This is a genomic window from Mucilaginibacter angelicae (assembly GCF_042434235.1).
Lineage (GTDB): Bacteria > Bacteroidota > Bacteroidia > Sphingobacteriales > Sphingobacteriaceae > Mucilaginibacter > Mucilaginibacter angelicae.
Window position 1 is genome coordinate 96,323 of record NZ_JBHLTS010000080.1, and the last position, 20,308, is coordinate 116,630.

The 20,308-nt window shown below is 43.6% G+C and carries 15 protein-coding genes; 12 read left to right on the plus strand and 3 right to left on the minus strand.

The features are described from left to right. Window positions 1-277: 277 nt before the first annotated feature. From ACFFGT_RS31790 to ACFFGT_RS31805, 4 genes are all read left to right on the plus strand, one after another. Window positions 278-4,765: an IPT/TIG domain-containing protein gene (locus ACFFGT_RS31790; RefSeq protein ID WP_377026547.1), complete on the plus strand. Its 4,488-nt coding sequence runs from the start codon at window positions 278-280 to the stop codon at window positions 4,763-4,765. After that, entirely contained in the window at window positions 4,765-5,454 is a 690-nt protein-coding gene (locus tag ACFFGT_RS31795) for a hypothetical protein (protein ID WP_377026548.1), read from the plus strand. The genes ACFFGT_RS31790 and ACFFGT_RS31795 overlap by 1 nt, the downstream gene beginning before the upstream one ends. Window positions 5,455-5,611: 157 nt before the next feature. Next, a complete protein-coding gene (locus ACFFGT_RS31800; RefSeq protein ID WP_377026549.1) occupies window positions 5,612-5,779 on the plus strand; it encodes a hypothetical protein in 168 nt (55 codons plus the stop codon). Window positions 5,780-5,829: 50 nt separating this feature from the next. After that, window positions 5,830-6,312 (plus strand): hypothetical protein, encoded by a 483-nt coding sequence (locus ACFFGT_RS31805; RefSeq protein WP_377026550.1) that lies wholly within the window; start codon window positions 5,830-5,832, stop codon window positions 6,310-6,312. A gap of 129 nt (window positions 6,313-6,441) precedes the next feature. On the opposite strand, the gene ACFFGT_RS31810 is transcribed toward ACFFGT_RS31805, so the two are convergent. Together ACFFGT_RS31810 and ACFFGT_RS31815 are read right to left on the minus strand one after the other, a co-directional pair. Continuing rightward, window positions 6,442-7,575: a lactonase family protein gene (locus tag ACFFGT_RS31810; protein WP_377026551.1), complete on the minus strand. Its 1,134-nt coding sequence runs from the start codon at window positions 7,573-7,575 to the stop codon at window positions 6,442-6,444. 82 nt (window positions 7,576-7,657) lie between these two features. Continuing rightward, on the minus strand, window positions 7,658-9,151 hold the full coding sequence (locus ACFFGT_RS31815; protein WP_377026552.1) for a pseudouridine synthase: 1,494 nt from the start codon (window positions 9,149-9,151) through the stop codon (window positions 7,658-7,660). A gap of 231 nt (window positions 9,152-9,382) precedes the next feature. Between ACFFGT_RS31815 and ACFFGT_RS31820 the strand changes: the two genes are divergently transcribed. From ACFFGT_RS31820 to ACFFGT_RS31840, 5 genes are all read left to right on the plus strand, one after another. After that, entirely contained in the window at window positions 9,383-10,168 is a 786-nt protein-coding gene (locus ACFFGT_RS31820) for a lytic transglycosylase domain-containing protein (RefSeq protein ID WP_377026553.1), read from the plus strand. Between the two features lie 215 nt (window positions 10,169-10,383). Then, window positions 10,384-13,230, plus strand: a complete 2,847-nt coding sequence (gene uvrA, locus ACFFGT_RS31825; protein WP_377026554.1) for an excinuclease ABC subunit UvrA — start codon at window positions 10,384-10,386, stop codon at window positions 13,228-13,230. 124 nt (window positions 13,231-13,354) lie between these two features. Further along, on the plus strand, window positions 13,355-13,582 hold the full coding sequence (locus ACFFGT_RS31830) for a type II toxin-antitoxin system Phd/YefM family antitoxin (protein WP_377026555.1): 228 nt from the start codon (window positions 13,355-13,357) through the stop codon (window positions 13,580-13,582). Window positions 13,583-13,633: 51 nt separating this feature from the next. Continuing rightward, window positions 13,634-15,421: a DUF885 domain-containing protein gene (locus tag ACFFGT_RS31835; protein ID WP_377026556.1), complete on the plus strand. Its 1,788-nt coding sequence runs from the start codon at window positions 13,634-13,636 to the stop codon at window positions 15,419-15,421. A 191-nt stretch (window positions 15,422-15,612) separates the two neighbouring features. Continuing rightward, complete coding sequence (locus ACFFGT_RS31840) at window positions 15,613-16,341, plus strand: hypothetical protein (protein ID WP_377026557.1); 729 nt, start codon at window positions 15,613-15,615, stop codon at window positions 16,339-16,341. Window positions 16,342-16,502: 161 nt separating this feature from the next. Here ACFFGT_RS31840 and ACFFGT_RS31845 read toward each other — a convergent pair whose 3' ends face one another. After that, complete coding sequence (locus tag ACFFGT_RS31845) at window positions 16,503-17,387, minus strand: UbiA family prenyltransferase (protein ID WP_377026558.1); 885 nt, start codon at window positions 17,385-17,387, stop codon at window positions 16,503-16,505. A 131-nt stretch (window positions 17,388-17,518) separates the two neighbouring features. Between ACFFGT_RS31845 and ACFFGT_RS31850 the strand changes: the two genes are divergently transcribed. Genes ACFFGT_RS31850 through ACFFGT_RS31860 form a run of 3 tightly spaced genes read left to right on the plus strand, consistent with a single transcriptional unit; the run spans window position 17,519 to window position 20,307 of the window. Further along, on the plus strand, window positions 17,519-18,046 hold the full coding sequence (locus ACFFGT_RS31850) for a YceI family protein (protein ID WP_377026559.1): 528 nt from the start codon (window positions 17,519-17,521) through the stop codon (window positions 18,044-18,046). 20 nt (window positions 18,047-18,066) lie between these two features. Further along, the gene (locus ACFFGT_RS31855; protein WP_377026560.1) at window positions 18,067-19,176 is read left to right on the plus strand and encodes a type III polyketide synthase; all 1,110 of its coding nucleotides are present in this window, start codon (window positions 18,067-18,069) and stop codon (window positions 19,174-19,176) included. 6 nt (window positions 19,177-19,182) lie between these two features. Beyond that, on the plus strand, window positions 19,183-20,307 hold the full coding sequence (locus tag ACFFGT_RS31860) for an NAD(P)/FAD-dependent oxidoreductase (protein WP_377026561.1): 1,125 nt from the start codon (window positions 19,183-19,185) through the stop codon (window positions 20,305-20,307). Window position 20,308 lies beyond the last annotated feature (1 nt).

Consider the following 20,308-nt stretch of genomic DNA (forward strand, 5'->3'; position numbering starts at 1 on the left):
GATATTTGCAATCTTTTAAAACAGATGTTGTAACCGTGCCGGCGAATCATCAACATCGCATCAGCCTGTCTTTACTCAATTGAGTGCCTAAAACTTACACCATTGGTGATAGGCACAACTCTTATCTTGTCATTTGCAGTATGGCTTTGGGAACATCCGGCTCCTTTTCCTGTAGTTAACCACTTTTTTTCCATATCATATAAATATTATAATTGCTTATTGCCATACATGATATTTTGTTTATTTTGCTGAGAATTAACCTTTTCGCTTATCCTGTATGTTTTCAAAAAATAAGGGTGTTTTTCAACAGGGATCTTATAACCTGCCGAAGCCTTTCTTTATAATTGCTTTTGTGCTTGCGTTTTCACTAATTTGGGAAACCGGGTATGCCCAGTTCAGGCAACTGCACGTAGAAAGTACAGAAAACGATATCCATAAAATAAGTTTTTATACCCCTGCCGAAGGCTATGTGGCATTTACCCAGTTTATTGGCTTCACCGCCGATAGCGGCCGCACTTTTACCGAAAGAAAGATCACCAATACTAATGTTAATTTTAACGGCAATAGCGTGAACCTTACATTCGGGTTCGAGATAATGGGCGTTAAAGCTTTTAGCCGCAATAAGGTAATTGCTTACGGCAATTACGGGCTCATCCCGGCCATTTTGTATTCTACCGATCAGGGACAAACGTTTAAGCTTGTTTTTCATAGCCAGTACAATCAAACTACGGTTCCGCACTCGGGTATAACAGATATGGTTTTCCCATCCAACGGGCAAATTGGCTACGCCGTTAATGCCGACCAGATATTAAAAACTACTGATGGCGGGCAAACCTGGCAGGAAAGCCTTGCGGCAGAAAACAAGATGTTTACCAATCTGCAAGCTCTGGATGATAACCATATTTACGCGTTTAGTAACTATATTGGTCAAAACATGTTTGCTACCGCAAATGGCGGTGCAGATTGGACTCAGCTGGAGGGCCCGGAAAATACAGCCATTTCATCCCTGTTTTTTATAAGCCCCACCAAAGGCTTGTTAAATACCAAAAGCGGCGGTACCTACATCACCAACGATAGCGGCCTGCACTGGGTAACAAATCTGCCTTTATTCCCTTTTACAGCTACAAAAATGCTGTTTGTGAATGATAATACCGGTTATGCACTAACCGACGGTTATGAAATATATAAAACTACTGATGGTGGCCGGATATGGGAGAAACTGCCCAGGAACAATACCTATACCTATTTAAACTATGGGCTTAGCGATATGCAGATATTGGGTAACAATATCTGGGTAGCGGGCGGCCATGGTTACGTAGCGCTAACCACCAATGGCGGGGGCGGACCAATCCCTGTTTCGGCTTTTCAGATCTCGCCATTAGCCTCCAACGGAACAGTCAATCTTATCAACAACAGCAAAACCGGTTATACCTACAAATGGCTCATCAACGGCAAAACCGTAAGCACAAACTACAATACCAGCTATACACCTGATGTTTACCGGGCACAGGATACTATACAATTGATAGTAACCAACGGACGGTATGCAGATACTTCGGTTAATTATACCAACTTTAGCAAGGCTATTAGCGTACGTTACTTTTCGCCTAATAACGTAATCAGCGGCACAACAGTCGCTATCCAGGGAGCAAACTTTGATAATATTACCGGGGTAAGCTTTGGCGGGGTACCAGCCAAATCGTTCCAGGTTGCCAACTCCGGTTACTTAACCGCAGTAGTAGGTAAGGGGGCCTCGGGCAATATAACGGTAACATCGGCCAAAAGCAGCGGCAGTTTGGGGGGCTTTATTTGGATACCGCCGCCAGCTATTACCTCATTTTCGCCAACTTCGGCCCTTCCGGGTACTACGGTGGTGATCAAAGGTACGGGGTTTAACAACATCCACTCGGTATACTTTGGGAATTTACAGGCAAAATCATTCACGGTTGTTTCATCAACACAAATAAACGCGGTGGTCGACGATGGTTTGTCAGGCGATATTGTAATTAACGGCGATTCAGGAACCGGGTCGGCTTCCGGCTTTAAAATATTGCCATTAATAACTTCCGTTGATCCTGCCACCGGTAATTACGGCAGCTATGTGCGCATAGATGGCGGCGGCTTTGCAGATGTAAACGCAGTTACAGTGGATGGCTTTCCGGTAAAATCATTTAATCCATATGGCCGGTCTCTGGATGTTATCCTTGGCGATGGTACCAAAGGCGTAATTAAAGTAACCACCCCCTACGGCAGTTATACTTTTAATGATTTTACCTATTACAGGCCGCCACAGATCAGCTCCTTTACCCCAATGGCTGCGCCGGCAGGAGCCACTGTAACCATTACCGGTTTAAATTTCAGCACTGTACCAACAGAAAACCTGGTTTATTTTGGCGCGGTAAAAGCGCAGGTACTTACCGCTACGGCAACTACCCTCACTGCGACTGTGCCTAAAGGAGCAACATATGCACCTATAACAGTATCGGCACATCAAAACACGGCTTATTCAAATATGCCATTTATACTCACATTTGCCGGTGGCGGCACTATTACGCAGGCTTCCTTTGGCGGCGAGTTTGATTTTTTTCCGGGGAATGAAGCCGGCGCGCTTGCGGTTGGAGATATGGATGGTGATGGTTTACCCGAAATAATTAAATCATCAGCCGGCGATGGCGGCGTACCTATTCATTTGAAACCCAACCAGAGCACACCAGGCAATCTTAAATTTGGAGAAACCGAAATCAGGAACAGCACCAGGCAGGAAGATGGCGCGTATGCCGCTGCCGTAGCTGATTTTAATTTTGACGGCCAGCTTGATATTGCTTACGTTGGTGTTTATGGAGGATATCAATTTATGGTCGATCGCCTGTATAACATAGGCACCGGCAATTTTGGTGATCATCGGTCTTCCGTTTCTGATTTGCAATATGAGCAACCGGCAACCATCGAATTGAATGACATGGATGGTGATGGCATGGTGGATAATGTTGCAGGCTATAAATATCTTTTTCAGTTTGCAAATGCCACATTAGGTGATATGGATGGCGATGGCAAAGCGGATGTACTGGAACGTATTGGCGACAGTATTGCGGTTTACCGTAACATTAGTACCAAAGGCAATATAAACTATGCACCAAAAGTGGAGTTTTACGCAGGTGCAGCTGTAAATGATATCCGGGTAGGAGATTTTGACCGCGATGGTAAATTAGATTTTGCTGCAGACGCTTCCAATAATACGGTAATTATTTTTAAAGGTACCGGCAGCCCTGGCAACATAACATTTAAAAAAGCCTTAACAATAAACAATTTAACTGCACCCCAGGCCATGTGCATAGGCGATTTAGATGGCGATGGTAAAATTGAGCTTGTTGTGGCAGCTAATGATAAAGTACAGGTTTTTAAAAACACAAGCACAGCAGCCGCTATTTCATTTGCCAAACAGGTTGAACTGCCTGTTAATGGAAACACAAGTATGGTTATCTGCGATTTTGATGGCGATGGACGGCCTGATCTTGCAGGTAATGAGCGTTACCAGGAAACAGCCTGGGTGTTGCGCAACCTGATAGGAGGGCCTCAGGTAATCGCATTTTCACCCGGCGGCGGTACCACGGGGACTACGGTAGCCATTACAGGTACCGGTTTTACGGGGGCAACCGGGGTTACTATCGGGGGTAAAAATGTACAGTCGTTCAAAGTTAACTCTGCCACAAGCATTACAGCCGTTGTTGGCCAGGATTCAATTGGCTACATATCTGTTATATTCCCAAATGAAACAGCCAGCTCTGTCAAAAAGTTTATATACGTTACCCAACCTGTGATAGCTGCCAATACTCCTTTGGCATTTGATTACCCCGGCTCTGTTTCACTGAATGCTATTCCTGTGGTGGATGGCTATACGTATAAATGGACAAAAGATGGTGTAACCATTCCCGGTGCCACCAGCCCGGCTTACAATGCAACCGAAACCGGCAGTTATACCGTAAGCGTATCCTTTGAGCAATCTGCGGTATTAACCTCCCTCCCTGTATTGGTAAGGTCAATTTTTAATCTCCCGGTTGATAATTATAAAATTGCTATACAAAGTGCTACCTGTAAGGGGAGCAATAATGGTGCAATATCCATTACTGCTGTTAAACCGCTAAAATATACTGCAACCATATCGGGGAACGGCACCGGAGGCGTGTATCCTTTTACAAGTTCGGCATCTATAACCGGGCTGGCTGCCGGCACATACCAGGTAACCATAACCATAGAAGGACAACCCGACTATAAAAAGATATTTGATGTTGTAGTGGCCGAGCCTAAAGACCTCTCGGTTTACGCAACGGTTAACAAATCATTAAACAGCATCAACTTACAGCTGGATGGCGCCAGCGTTTATAATATCAGCCTGAACGGGGAAATGTATACTACAACTGCCGCTGCCATCGATCTGCCGCTTGCAGCGGGTACAAATAAATTATCAATTTCGACAGATAAATTGTGCCAGGGCATAATAGAGAAACTGGTTAACCTGTCGGATGAGCTTAAGCCTTATCCTAACCCGTTCCAGAATGTATTGAATATTAATATTGGCAACACGGTAATTGCTCAAACAAAAGTTACTATAAGCGATCTTAAATTCGGACGCGCATTATACAGTAAACAGTATACAGGCAAATCGGGTGTGTTGCAGTTTGATGTAGCAACATTTCAGCCAGGTTTGTATGTAGTGAGCGTAATGCTTGATAACAGGGAATCGCTTTTCAAAATAATAAAACAGTAATGAAGTACTTATTGATTTTAGTAATTGTGTTTGCGCTATCTGCCTGCGGCGGAAAGAATAAGCCAGACAATCCTACACCGCCGATAAGCAAAGCTGTGCTGGTAGCACCTGCGCAGGATGCCGCCTGTAATACCGGTACTGTAATAGCTGCCAATAAAAGTATTGTTACTCTTAAATGGAACAAAGTAGACAATGCTGCAAGCTACGAGCTGCACCTTACTAATTTACTGACGCGCAGCAGTACTATACAAACGGTTACCTCAACAAGTGTTGCCGATACTTTACTGCGTAATACACCTTATTCATGGTATGTGGTATCAAAACCATCTTCGGGCAATGTGAGCCAAAGCGATACCTGGAAGTTTTATAATGCAGGGGCCTCCACGGTTTCATATGCACCTTTCCCGGCGGAGTTGCTTTTACCTGCGCAGGGAGAAACACACTTTACCTATTTAAATAATAATGGCGTGATCTTGTCATGGAAAGGAAGTTCGGTAGACCAGAATATCGTTAATTATGATGTGTATTTTGGTACTTCTCCAACGCCGCCGTTGTACCTGTCTAAGGTAACCGGTATGCAAACCGATTATATAAGCGTAGTGCCTAAAACAACCTATTATTGGAAAGTAGTTACCCGCGATATCAACGGCAACACATCAGAGTCGGTAATATTTCAATTTACCTATTAATTAATGGGCAAGCTGCTTTTGCACGTTCCTCTCTTAGCGTGTTTAAAGCAATTGGAGTGTGCTGATAAAACGTTTAACTGAATTTTATTCAATATTTTAAAATTAACGCAACCTTAGCTGTATTCACATCGTAAAATAGAGCTATAAGGAATAACCTATGAACATTATTAAGCAGATCGGTAAAATTTTATCGGAAAGGGACACAAACCCTAAGTTTATTAATAGCCTTAAAAAGGTTCGGGAGGCCGATCAGATTGCTGAATCTATAAACAAAAGGTTAAATGAATTAGAAAAACGCGCCCGGCAGCAAGCGGTGAACTTATAATTGCTCACTTTGGCAGGATTTATGCTATTTATGCATAAAAATATACTGTCATGAAAAAGTTAATTCAAACCTCAATCGCAATCTTCTCGCTTATTTTGGTCATTTCGGCCTGTTCTGCACCTAAAAACACCACTACATCCAATGTATCGCGCGGTAAATTTGTTGGTACCTGGACCTGTAATAATGTAAGTTATGATGGCCTTGTACAAAATGCAGTACAAAGCGTATTTGATCAGGCTCCTCCCGAAGCTTTTGTTGGCAGCACATGGAAGTTAACCAACAGCGGTAACGGCATCTACACTTTAACCAACGGAACATCCCAAACTATATTCTGGTCGGTTTATAACGGCGGTACAACAGGTACCCAATTCCAGTTCAAAAAACTTTACGAAGGCGATAAAGCCAAAAACGTAGCCGAAGGTTACCGCCTGGATATAGCAACCAACGATGGCTCTACCATGACGCTGAAATCACCCGTTACTGTGGGCAATACCACCGGGTACATTGTTTATTCATTTACTAAAAACCCGTAATTTTTGAGGTGAAAAGTAAAAGGTACCTTTCTATTTGATAAAAAACACAAAGGCGAAGTTTTACAACTTCGCCTTTCTTATTAAACCTTGCAAAAGCCTTTCGCCTTTTACCTTTATCCTTTCACCTCCCTATTCCGCTGGTGCAAATTTTAAGCATACCGGGTTGCCGATATCAACTTTGATACCTGTTTGGGCAAGCTTGCCGGTGTTTTGATCTATCCTGAATACCCACATGTTATCGCTGTTCTGGTTAGCCACTATCAGGAAGTTACCTGTTGGGTCGATGGCAAAATCGCGGGGGTTTTTACCGTAGGTAGATTGGCGGGCTACAAAAGTAAGCAAACCTGTTTCCTGGTTTACAGCATAAATATTGATCTCGTTGGTTTCCAAACGGTTTGAAGCATACAGGAAACGTCCATCAGGCGACAGGTGGATAGCAGCGCCCGCAGTTTGTCCGCTGAAACCATCAGGCAGCATAGTGATGGATTGCTTTTGTTTTAGCTTACCGTTATTGTAATCAAACGCGATAACATTCGATCCCATTTCGGTCACCACGTAAACGGTCTTTTTATCGGCCGAAAACTCAAGGTGCCTCGGGCCTTCGCCGGGGGTAACACTTACAAAGGCAGGTGTCGCCGGTTCAATGCGGGGTTCTTTTGAGGGGCGATAACGGAAAACGTTTATTTTATCGGTACCCAGATCATTATATAATACATACTTTTCATCGGGTGTAAGGACAGCCATATGTGCATGGGCCGATTCCTGGCGCTCTTTGTTTACACTATGACCATCATCGTGCACGGTTTGGATCCCATTAGCTATTGAGCCATCCTTATTTAAAGGCATTACCGCAACAGTACCGCTTGAGTAATTGGCAATAAGCAGGTTTTTCTGTGCTTTATCAACCGAGATGTAGCATGGATCGGCACCTAAAGTTGACTGCTTGTTGATAAAAGTCATCTTGCCGGTTTTAGGCTCAAATGAAAATGCGCTTACCTCGCCTTTAGGCAATTCATTAACGGCATAAATAAATTTATTATTAGCGCTTAATGTTAAATATGATGGATTGTTAACACCATCAATTTCACTAAGGTAAGCCAGTTTGCCTGTTTCGGCATAAAAGCGGTACACCACAATGCCCTTACTTTTGCCGGTAGTATAGGTACCTACCACAAGATCGAAAGTTTTAGGCCCCGTTTTTTTATTTTGTGCGAATGTTATTGCCGGTGAAAGCATAGCTATGATCAAAAGAAGTTTCTTCATGGTTGATTAAATGATGGTTATTGCTGTGCAAGATAGCAAAATAGACAAAAAAAATGCCCCGCGGATTAGCGGGGCATTTTTTTTATTTCATCAGGTGTTTTAACTGGATCACCTCTTTTTCATCAAGGTAACGCCAGCGGCCACGTGGAAGGTCTTTTTTGGTTAGGTTGGCATAAACCACCCTGTCAAGTTTTACCACTTCGTAACCAAGGTGCTCAAACATACGGCGCACAACACGGTTTTTACCGCTGTGGATCTGGATCCCAACTTCGCGTTTTGAACCGCCTGTTACGTATGATACTGAATCGGGCTTAATCACACCGTCCTCAAGCTCAACGCCAAAGGCAAGTTTGTTCATATCGCCCTGGCTTAAGCTTTTGCTTAATTCAACCTGGTATAGTTTAGTGATGCTGTTACGCGGGTGCGAAAGTTTATCGGCCAAATCACCATCGTTTGTCATTAATAACAAACCGGTAGTGTTACGGTCAAGGCGGCCAACCGGGTAAATACGCTCGCGGGTAGCTTTTTCAACCAGGTGCATTACTGTACGGCGCTCCTGCGGATCATCGGTTGTAGTGATATAATCCTTTGGTTTATTTAATAATACATAAACCATTTTTTCGCGCTTCAGCGTTTCGCCGTTGTATTTAATAGTATCCTTAAACGGATCAACTTTGGTACCCAATTCGGTTATCACTTCGCCGTTTACAGATACCACGCCTGCAGCAATCAGCTCATCAGCCTTACGGCGTGAGCAAATACCCGCGTTTGATATATAACGGTTCAGGCGGATCAGCCCGTCGTCTTCTGCTTTTTTAGCAGGGCTTTTACGGCCACGCATGGTTTTAGGTGCATCCTGCAGGTTTTCCCTGTCATGCGGCCTGTGTGCCGGCCTTTCGCCAAATGGTGATTTCTCTTTAAAACCACCTTCGCGTTTTTTAAATCCACCTCCCTCGGTTGATCTTGGTGCAAATTTACGTTCACCACCTTCAGTTGATCTTGGTGCAAACTTGCGCTCGCCACCTTCGGTTCCTCTTGGTGCAAATTTACGTTCGCCGCCTGCATCGCCACCAAAGCTTCTTTTAGGTTTACCCTCAAAGCTTGCTGATGAACGGGTGCGCGGAGATAAGTAAGGTTTCTTTTCGCCCTGTGAGTCGCCGCCGAAACTTCTTTTCGGCCTTTCGCTATCACCGGCTGTTGGTCTGCCGCTGTAAGGTTTACGCGGGCCTCCGCTAAATGATTTCCTTTCGCCAGTGCTATCACCGCCAAAATTTCTTTTTGGCCTGTCTTCACTGTCGCCGGTTGGCCTGCCTGAGTAAGGCCTTGGCTTAGCACCTGATCTTTTAGCGCCAGATGATGCACCATCCCTAAAACTGCTTTTGGGCTTATCGTCACTGAACCTGTTGCTTTGGAATGTTTTTTCCGGCCTGGAAAGTATCTTTTTCTCTCCGTTTGGAGTAGCTTTACCTTTTGGGGTTGATGCTGATTTTTTTGGTCGGTCGTCGGATCTTGAACTCCTTGATGACGACTTTCCGGGTTTGTCGTCGCGACTACCTGCTGGTCTCTTAAATACCATAATTTTTTGTTTAGCGCTTTCGCAGCGTGAGGGTCAAAGTTACGCTTTTTTGGCAATTTTTATCTAAAAAGATTAAAAAAATATCCTCCTGCAAAATCCACGTTTAAACTGTTTTAAACGCCGTTTTTGAACCGAAAACCATGTCTAAAAAAGTTAGCAAAATCCTAAGTATTTGATTATGTGATTTGTATGACATACCTTTGCAGCACATTCTACCAAATGTATAGTTAAATGATAAGAAAAGAAATGATTAAAAAACACTTACTTACGTGCTCCGTAACACTGGTGCTGGTTCTCATTTCAAAGCTTAATATTTTCGGTAAAACAGATACTGAAAAGGGCGCACAAAAGGCCTCTTTAAGCCACCGAACCTCGAATTTTATTTTTATTAAAAGCACAAAGGCAACTGCTTATAACTTTGCCAACGAAGCTTTACCAGTTAATGACGCAAGGGTTACGCGTAAACTTAACAAATCGCTCATGCAGCACGCCTTTAAAAACGTGCAGAGCAATGTGTTACACAGAAAAGCCGAACTATGGTTCCCGATTATTGAGCCAATTTTAAAGTTTTATGGCATCCCTGAAGATTTTAAGTACATCCCATTGGTTGAGTCGGGCCTTCAAGGAGGTACATCACCAAAAGGCGCGTCGGGTTTTTGGCAATTTATGCCGGGTACAGCACGTACCTACGGACTTAGGGTAGGCCATGGTGTTGATGAGCGGAAAAACCTTCGCAAATCAACCATTGCAGCCTGCAAGTATATCAAAGAACTATACGATGAATTTAACAGCTGGACACTGGCGGCTGCCGCCTACAACAATGGCTCGATCAAATTAGCACGCGCCATTAACAGGCAAAATGAAGATAACTATTTCCGCATGAAGCTGAACCGCGAAACCGGTTCATATGTTTACAAGCTCATTGCCATGAAAGCAGTTATTGAGCAGCCAAAGCAGCACGGGTATGATAATTATTTTTATATCCCGCCTGCATCACAGTTGCTGGCAATTAATTAACAGCAGGTAATCATACTGTAAATTAATTAAAAGATTACATTACGGAGCACTTTGAGGCCGGTTATCCTGGATGGATGATCGGCCTTTTTTGCTTATATTTGTAGCAAACTATTGATGGTTTAAGCCAAAAATTTTAGGAAAACAGCATTTTGTAAAAATCTGGCAACTATAATAATTAGCTTCAAACAATGTCAATAAATCCATATTAATAAAGTATGAGTACAAAACCTCTTGTTGACCTGGGCGAGCAAAGTGAAGTTGAAGTTTATGGTGCCCGGGTGCATAACCTGAAAAATATAGATGTTTCGTTTCCGCGCAACCAGTTGGTGGTAATTACCGGCTTAAGCGGCAGTGGCAAATCGTCACTGGCATTTGATACCATTTATGCCGAGGGACAGCGCCGTTATATGGAAACATTTTCGGCCTACTCGCGCCAGTTCATGGGTGGCATGGAACGGCCGGATGTAGATAAGGTATCAGGTCTGAGCCCGGTTATTGCGATTGAGCAAAAAACCACCAGCAAAAACCCGCGTTCAACCGTAGGCACCATTACCGAGATCTACGATTTTATGCGTTTACTTTTTGCCCGTACCGGCGATGCTTACTCGTACACCACCGGCGAAAAGATGGAGCGCATGAGCGAAGACCAGATCCTGAAAACCATCAGCGAAAAATTCGACGGGCAGCCGGTTAACATCCTGGCCCCGGTGGTAAAGGCGCGCAAAGGCCATTACCGCGAATTGTTTGAGTCTATCCGGAAACAAGGCTTTTTAAAAGTTTGGATAGATGGCGCCATTGCCGATGTTGAGCCTAAGATGCAGGTTGACCGTTACAAGATCCATGATATTGATATTGTGGTTGACCGTTTGGTAGTTAGCGAAAAAGACAGCAAACGTTTGTATACTTCTGTACAGCAGGCCCTCAAAATTGCCAAAGGCATCATCCGCATTGGCGATAAAGACAATAATGTATCTTATTATAGTAAGTACCTGATGGACCCGGTTTCGGGCATCTCGTACGATGAACCTCAACCAAATACCTTTTCGTTTAACTCGCCTTATGGCGCATGCGAAAAATGTAATGGACTGGGTTATATTTTTGAGGTTGATGAAGCTTCAGTGATCCCCAACCCAAAACTGAGTATCATGAATGGCGGTTTAGCCCCGATAGGTGAATACCGCGAAACATGGATTTTCCAGGTGCTGAAGTCCCTGGCTAAAAAATATGAATTCTCGCTCTCAACCCCTATCGAAAAACTCAACCGCGATCAACTGGATATGATCCTGAACGGAGCGCCTGAAACACTGAGCGTTGCCGTAGAATATAACAAATGGAACGTTCAAAGCTACCAGATCACTTTCGAAGGTATCATCCGCATGCTGGAAGAGCAGCAGGAACGCCGTAACGACGAAGGCATGGACGATATGGAGAACTACCGCGTACTCCGTACCTGCCCGGTTTGCGAGGGCGCAAGGTTAAAAAAGGAATCATTGCACTTTAAGGTTGATGGCAAAAATATCTTTGAACTGGCCTGCATGGATATCAACCACCTGCAGGAATGGTTTGACGGATTGGAAGATCGCTTATCTGAACGTCAGAACGTTATTGCCAAAGAAATCCTGAAAGAGATCCGCGCACGCATCGTGTTTCTGCTTGATGTTGGCTTGAGCTATTTAACACTCGACCGTACGGCAAAAACACTTTCGGGTGGCGAGGCACAGCGCATCAGGCTGGCAACGCAAATTGGTTCGCAGTTAATGAATGTGATGTACATTTTGGATGAGCCAAGCATCGGCCTGCACCAACGCGATAATGAGCGGCTGATCAATGCCCTCAAAAATCTTCGCGATCTGGGCAACACCGTACTGGTAGTTGAGCACGATAAAGACATGATACTGGAAGCCGACCATGTAATTGACATGGGCCCGGCAGCAGGCGTACATGGCGGCCAGGTTGTTGCTCAAGGCACACCGGCCCAGCTCATGAAACAGCATACCCTCACTACCTCATACATTAACGGCGAGCGTGAAATTGCAGTCCCTAAAAAACGCCGAGAAGGCAACGGTAAAACCCTGAGCCTGAAAAAAGCTACGGGGCATAACCTGAAAAAGGTATCGGTTGATTTCCCTTTGGGTAAGCTGATCGGCATAACCGGTGTATCGGGCAGTGGTAAATCGAGTTTAATTACCGAAACTTTATACCCTATCCTGAACCATCATTTTTTCAGGGCTAAGAAACATCCGCTGCCTTATGAAAAAATTGAAGGCCTTGAACATATCGATAAAGTAATTGAGATCGATCAGACGCCTATTGGTCGTACCCCGCGTTCAAACCCGGCTACTTATACGGGGGTGTTCTCGGATATCCGCAATTTGTTTGTGGCACTACCCGAGTCAAGGATCAGGGGATATAAACCGGGGCGTTTTTCGTTCAACGTAAAGGGCGGCCGTTGCGAAACCTGCCAGGGTGCCGGTATGAAAGTTATTGAAATGAACTTTTTACCCGATGTGCAGGTACCCTGCGAAGAGTGCGGTGGCAGAAGGTATAACCGCGAAACCCTGGAAGTACGCTACCGCGGCAAATCCATCAGCGATGTGCTGGATATGAGCATTGAGGATGCCACACCATTTTTTGAGCATATCCCGGCTATCTACCGCAAAGTAAAAACCCTAAACGATGTAGGTTTGGGCTATATCACTTTAGGCCAGGCATCAACCACGTTATCGGGCGGCGAAGCACAGCGTGTTAAACTGGCTACCGAACTATCCAAAAAAGATACTGGTAACACCTTTTATATACTGGATGAGCCTACCACAGGGCTACACTTTGAGGATATCAACGTATTGTTAGGCGTGCTTAACCAACTGGTTGACAAAGGCAATACCGTTTTGGTTATTGAACATAACCTTGATGTTATTAAAGTGGTTGACCACGTAATTGACCTTGGCCCTGAAGGTGGCTCAGGCGGTGGTAATATCCTTTTCTCGGGCACACCCGAAGGTTTGTGTAAGGTAAAAAACAGCTTTACCGGTAAATTTTTGAAAAAAGAAATGGGATTGTAGTGGCTATCCAAAACTTACGAAGTTTTTAAAACTTCGTAAGTTTGATTCGATCCAGTATAATCAACAAATATTTAACAGCTTATACCTAATCGTATATGCTGTTTTTGTTTTATATCTTTAGTAGATGGAAGCAATAACGATTAAACATTTTAAGAAAAATATAAAATCGTATTTTGATAAGGTATGTGCAGATCGCAAGCCAATTGTGATTACAGATTCCCAAAATGGAGATATCGTAATTATGTCGAAAGCTGAATACAACAGCATGGAAGAAACTTTCTATCTTCTTAAAAGTCCCAATAATGCAATCAGGCTTTTGCAGGGCATTGAAGAATATAAACAAAGCAAGTAAGTTCTAAATCTCCATTCCATTCCTTAGCTTTATCTTTTAATCAACACCCTCATGAAAAAAATATTACTCATGCTATTTATAGCAGGCTCATTTATGGCCTGCAACCAGCCTAAATCAACTGATACCGGCAGCAGCATCCCGGCTAACAAGGATCTGGCTAAAGTTTTTGAAGATTATTTCCAGGATGGTTTAAAGCTTTACCCATTAAATGCTACATACATTGGCGACAGACGTTATAATGACCTGCTGCCTAACGATGGCTCGGCAGAGTTTTTGAAAAAGGCTTATGAATACAATTCGGTTTACCTGTCTAAAGTAAAAAACTTCAGTCGCACGGAATTAAACACCGATGATCAGCTGTCATATGATATTTTCACTTACGAGGTACAATTGGCACTTGATAATTTTAAGCATCATTTTGAATACATGCCCTTTAACCAGTTTTACGCCCTGCCTATTACCATGGGGCAGCTGGGTTCGGGTTCGGGCGCGCAGCCTTTTAAATCGGTTGTTGATTATAACGACTGGCTGAAACGGTTGTCAGCTTTCCAGGTTTGGGCGGATACTGCCATCTCAAATTTCAACAAAGGGATTAATACAGGTGTAGTATTGCCAAAATCATTGGTTGTTAAAATGATCCCCGAAATGCAGGACCTGGTTTCGGCCAATGTGGAAAAGAGCTTATTCTACGGCCCGGTTACCAATATGCCCAAGGATTTTTCAGATACCGATAAAAAACAACTGACCGAAGCTTATAAGAAAGCGATCACTACCATAGTTAACCCAACATACCAAAAACTGACCGATTACCTGAAAAATCAGTACCTGCCACATGCGCGCACTACCTCTGGCTTTTCGTCTCTCCCCGATGGCACCGCCAAATACACCTATTTAGTTAAACAGCAAACTACCACCGATAAAACCCCGGAAGAAATTTACCAGCTGGGCCTTAAAGAGGTTGCCCGTATCCGCGGATTAATGGACAGCATTAAAACCAAGGTAGGCTTTAAAGGCGACCTGCAAGCGTTTTTCGAATACATGAAAACCGACCCTAAGTTTACGCCTTATAAAACACCGAAGGATGTGCTTGATGCTTTTGAAAACATCCATAAACGCATGGAGCCCAACCTGAAGAAAATGTTTAACCATGTGCCTAAAACGCCATTCGAGATCAGGCAAACGGAGGCATTCCGTGCAGCGTCGGCCAGTGCGGAGTATAACCAGGGATCGGCAGATGGTACCCGTCCGGGAATTTTTTATGTGCCGATACTGGACGCTACTAAGTTCAATACCACATCGGGCATGGAATCATTGTTTTTGCATGAAGCAATCCCCGGTCACCATTACCAGATCTCGCTAACCCAGGAAAATGCTTCATTGCCAAAATTCCGCCGGTTTGATGGCGGAGAGACTGCCTATGTTGAAGGCTGGGCATTGTATTGCGAATCGTTAGGTAAAGAACTGGGCTTATATACCGATCCATACCAGCACATGGGCGCATTGGGCGATGAAATTCACCGCGCTATCCGCTTAGTAGTTGATGTAGCTATCCACACCAAAGGCATGACCCGCGAACAGGCCATTAAATACATGATGGATAACGAAGCCATCAGCGAGCAGGGAGCAACCGCCGAAATTGAACGCTATATGGCTATCCCAGGTCAGGCCCTGAGCTATAAAATAGGCGCACTCAAGATCCGCGAACTGCGCACAAAGTATGAAAAACAATTAGGCAGCAAATTCAATATCGCCGAATATCATGACCAGGTGTTGAAAGACGGCGCTATGCCAATGGCGGTTTTTGAAGCGAAGATGGATGCCTGGGCTGCGAAGCAATAATAGAAAATTGCTATAACACAACGCGTCATTGCGAGGTACGAAGCAATCCCAAACTATGCAGAATATACACACAAACAGCATTGAAGGCTTTGGGATATCCTTAAAAAACAAATTAACGCCATACACCACTCTGTAAGTGCATATGAAAGATTTTTTATAACTTGAGAGGCTAAACCAATAGCCTCTCAAGTATGCACAATGAACAGATTAGAGCCTTTCTTTTGGAATACAAGAGCAGGCTAATATCATTATCTAAGAGTAGTACTCAGGAATTTATAGATCAAGTCAACTATTTGGTTGACAGAGGATATTTAAAACCTAATGGCAACAGCTATATCCTAACTTCACAAGGAGTTGACTTTATTGAAGAAATAGATAAAAAAGATTTGGATGTTAGAATACTTGAGCACCTGAAAAACCAAAATGCTAAAGCGAATAAAATCGATATTGGCGCTCCTTTCTTACTTTTAGATGATAGCTATGATACAAGGCTTAGCTTATGGAAATCATTAGAGTATCTACAAAAAGAAAAATTTATAGAAGTGGATGGACATCCGCCATCTTTGTGCGATACTATGGCGGGTCAATTCGGGTCAAAATATCAAACAGGTATTAAAGCGTCTATTACAAAACTTGGTGAAAAAGAATTGTTGCCAACGCTTGAATCAACACCAGTTATACATGCTCCTGTAAATCATACTTACAATTTTGAAAAATCCCAAACACCTATAGTAAATAGTACAATTCAGGAGTCTCATCTAAATATTGACAATAGCTTAGACAAACAAACGAGCATTAATAGCAAACTAAATACTCCCACCAAAGCATCATGGGTAGAAACTTTATATTGGATTGCGGGAATTATTGTTGGCGCAATTCTTTTATACGAGTTTGTTATTAAACATTTAAAATGGGTGTAGTGTATTATCTCCCTCATGGTCTAACAGGTACATAGTCTCCTGTCGAGACAAAAGTAATTGAGCAAGAGCACGACAATGTAAATTCATACTACTAAAGTACGTTACCTGCTTCTTGGGGATTGCTTCGTACCTCGCAATGACGCTTTTGGTTTTTAGATCTCTCAACTAAACACCGCCAGCACCCCAAAATAAATCAGCATGCAGCCCGCGCTGATAAAATTCATGCGCATGGCATTTTTAAAGTTAGCATTGGTTGTTGATTGCCCTACCTTATAAAACCAATAGTTAAAAAAGACAAATATCGGCGCGGCACACAGCAGGAAAAAGTAAAAGTTAAGCATCATACCTGCCAGATGCCAGTAGTACCAGGATAAAGCTATCCCCGCCGCAAACAAGATCCCCGAAAAAATAAAAGAACCTTTGTAACCTAAAATAATGCTGAGCGTTTTATCTCCCCGCCTGCTATCTTCTTCATGCTGGTAAACCTGGGTTAGCGGGTATGAAGCGCCGATAAGGCAGGAGCTGATAGCTCCGGGAATGATAAAACCCAAATCCCAATGACCAAACAAGCTCGTTCCGGTAAGAGCGGTGTAGGTTGTATAATAAACAAAACATCCCTGGAAAATAAATACCGTTAAAAAACTAATGATTGGATATTTTTTTAAGCGGGTAGCCGGATGACTGTACAGCTTTGACATAATACCATAAATAAGCACAGCAAAGGCAAACTCCCAGCTAATAATAAAGCCCAGCAAAAACGCTATAGCCTCCAATAAAATTGAAAAATAGTAAAGGCTGATATCCACTTCGGGTGGTTTGGCTAATAGGGCAATGCTGTCCTCATCCTTATCAAAATAACTATTGTAGCCATTGCTGGCCGGGAAAGCTAAAAAATGCCAGATAAAAAATACAAGCACCGCCGTTGAGGTTTTCACCGTATCCGCCTGGCTAAAGGCAAACAGGTATACCGGCAGCAAAAAAACAGAAAATACAAACCGCAAATGTGCCAATGCCGACCGGGTAGGGATAAATTGTTTCAATTTCATTATTGCTGTTTGCTGGTAAATACTCTCAAAAGCAACTTATAGTTGCCCCGGTAACGTTATAAACTTACAACCTTTAATACAAAAAATTGTAGCGCATAAATTATTATGTTTGGAAACAACGTTAATGTAACATGATGAAGAAAATTTATATAGCAGCACTTTTAATTTTCGCAGCAACAGCGGGCTTCGCGCAAACGGTAACCAAATCAGATATCAGCTTTAAAATCAAAAACCTGGGCTTTAATGTGGTCGGTATCTTCAGTGGTTTGCAGGCCGATATCAGGTTTAAACCCAACGATCTGGCAGGCAGCTCCATTGAAGCATCCGTTGCTTCAAATACGGTGAACAGCGATAACGAGAGCCGCGATAACCATCTTAAAAGCGAGGATTATTTTGATGTGGCAAAGTATCCGAAGATCATCATGAAGTCAGTTTCGTTTAAACGTAAAAGTGGGAGCAACTATACCGGCAGTTTTAACGTAACTATTAGAGATAAAACAAAGTTGATCGAAATACCTTTTACGTATACCGAATCAGGTAACACGGCTCAGCTGAAAGGGAGCTTCGTAATATTAAGGACAGATTTTGGCATAGGCGGCAAAAACCTGATCCTTTCAAATGAAGCCAATGTTTCGGTTGAGGCGGAGATCAGCAAATAAAACAGGTTTATATATTTTTAATGGAGAGTTGCATCAGTGCTATCGGGATAGCAAATCCCGCCAATCGTATTGCCCAGCAGGATATTTACCATTTTATGGCTAATGCCTTTGGGCTGGATGCAATTAATGCTTCCCGTTTAAAGGGAATTTACGACCATTCGGGAATTGATTACCGCTATTCGGTGATCCCCGATTTTGGCTACCGTGACCCTGCCGATTTTACTTTTTTTGAGCAGTCGGCCGGGCTTGAACCATTCCCCGATACGCAAAAGCGTTTAAAACTTTACGAAAAAGAGGCTATTACAATAGCGGTAAATGCAGCCCAAAACTGTCTCCAAAATTTCGGTGATGACATTACCGGCAGTATAACTCACCTCGTAACTATCAGCTGCACCGGCATGCATGCGCCGGGTATTGATATTGAACTGGTTGACCGTTTGCAGCTAAACCGCGATACCGAACGCACCTGTATCAACTTTATGGGTTGTTACGGCGCAATAAATGGTCTCAAGGTGGCCGACTATATCTGTCGTGCCGATGCCAGCGCCAAAGTGCTTGTTGTAAGCGTTGAGCTTTGCACCCTGCACTTTCAAAAAGTAAACACGCTGGATAATTGGGTGGCCAACTCACTCTTTTCGGATGGGGCGGCAGCCGTACTGGTCGAAAATACCATTAACCGGTTGGGCAGTGGAAATTACTTTTCCCTAAAAAACTTCTATTCGGAATTTGTTACCGAGGCCCGCAACGAGATGGGCTGGTATGTAGGCAATACCGGTTTTGAAATGAAGCTTACCTCCAAAGTATCCAAACAAATCAAGAAACATATCAAAGGCCTTACCCAGCGCTTTTTGCAAAAGGCCAAAACCAATATGGATGATATTACCGCTTATGCCGTTCACCCTGGCGGGCGTACCATTTTGGAGGCCGTTGAAGACGCGTTGGAGCTCCCCGAAGAAAGCAATGCCTTTGCTTACCAGGTTTTACAGGAGTACGGCAATATGTCATCGGCCACTATTTTGTTTGTACTGGATAAAATGCTGAAAGCAGGTAACCTGGTTGATCAAAAGATCCTGAGTTTCGCTTTCGGGCCGGGTTTAACTGTTGAAGGGATGATACTTGAAATGCATTAAACCTTTATGAGCGATGTAATTGTAATTGGCGGAGGCCTGGCCGGATTGTTCAACGCCATATTGCTGAACCGCGCCGGACTTAAGGTTACAGTCATCGAAAAAAAGACCTACCCCATGCACCGCGTTTGCGGTGAATACATCTCTAATGAGGTGATCCCTTTTTTATCTTCGCTTGATATTGATCTTAATGAACTCAACGTTGCCCGCATTAATCGGCTGGAGGTAACAGCAGCATCCGGAACCAAACTTTCGCAAAAGCTTGACCTGGGTGGTTTTGGTTTAAGCAGGTTTACCTTCGATAATTTCCTGTACCGGAAAGCCCTTGCCGAAGGGGTTAACTTTTTAGTTGGTACCCGGGTGGAGGATATCCGTTTCGCTGGTGAACAATTTGAAGTGGTAACTCCCGGTCAAACATTAACCGCTCCGCTGGCAATCGGCTCCTTTGGCAAACGATCAAATCTCGATCAAAAACTTCAACGCCCATTCTTTTATAAGCGAAGCCCTTACCTTGCCGTAAAATTCCATTTACAAATGGATTTCCCTACGGATTTGATCCAGCTTAATAATTATAAAGACGGCTATTGCGGCGTAAGTAAAACCGATGGCGACAGGTATTGCATGTGTTATATGGCCCATCGTGATGATCTGCGCAAATACGGCACCCTACAGGCCCTGGAAGAGAATGTGATCCGCAAAAACCCTTACCTGGATGAGATTTTCCGTAATGCTAAATTTTTACTGGATAAACCCGAGGTGATCAACGAGATCTCGTTCGAGAAAAAAGCACCTGTTGATAACCACATTTTCATGAGCGGCGATACCGCCGGGATGATTGCCCCCCTTTGCGGCAACGGCATGACCATGGCTATCCATTCGGCCAAAATCCTTTCTGAAAAGATCGTCACCCATTATAAATCAGGCAGCTTTAGTCCCGAAAAACGCACTAACCTTGAACAGGATTATACTCAAAGCTGGAACAAACAATTTGCCCAAAGGCTTTGGGTTGGCAGGCAATTGCAGCGTTTGTTCGGCAATGATAACATGACTGCCATCACCTTAAACACCCTCGGTCATTTGCCTTCGGTAGCGCAATACCTGATCAGTAAAACGCACGGCCAACCATTTGCATAGC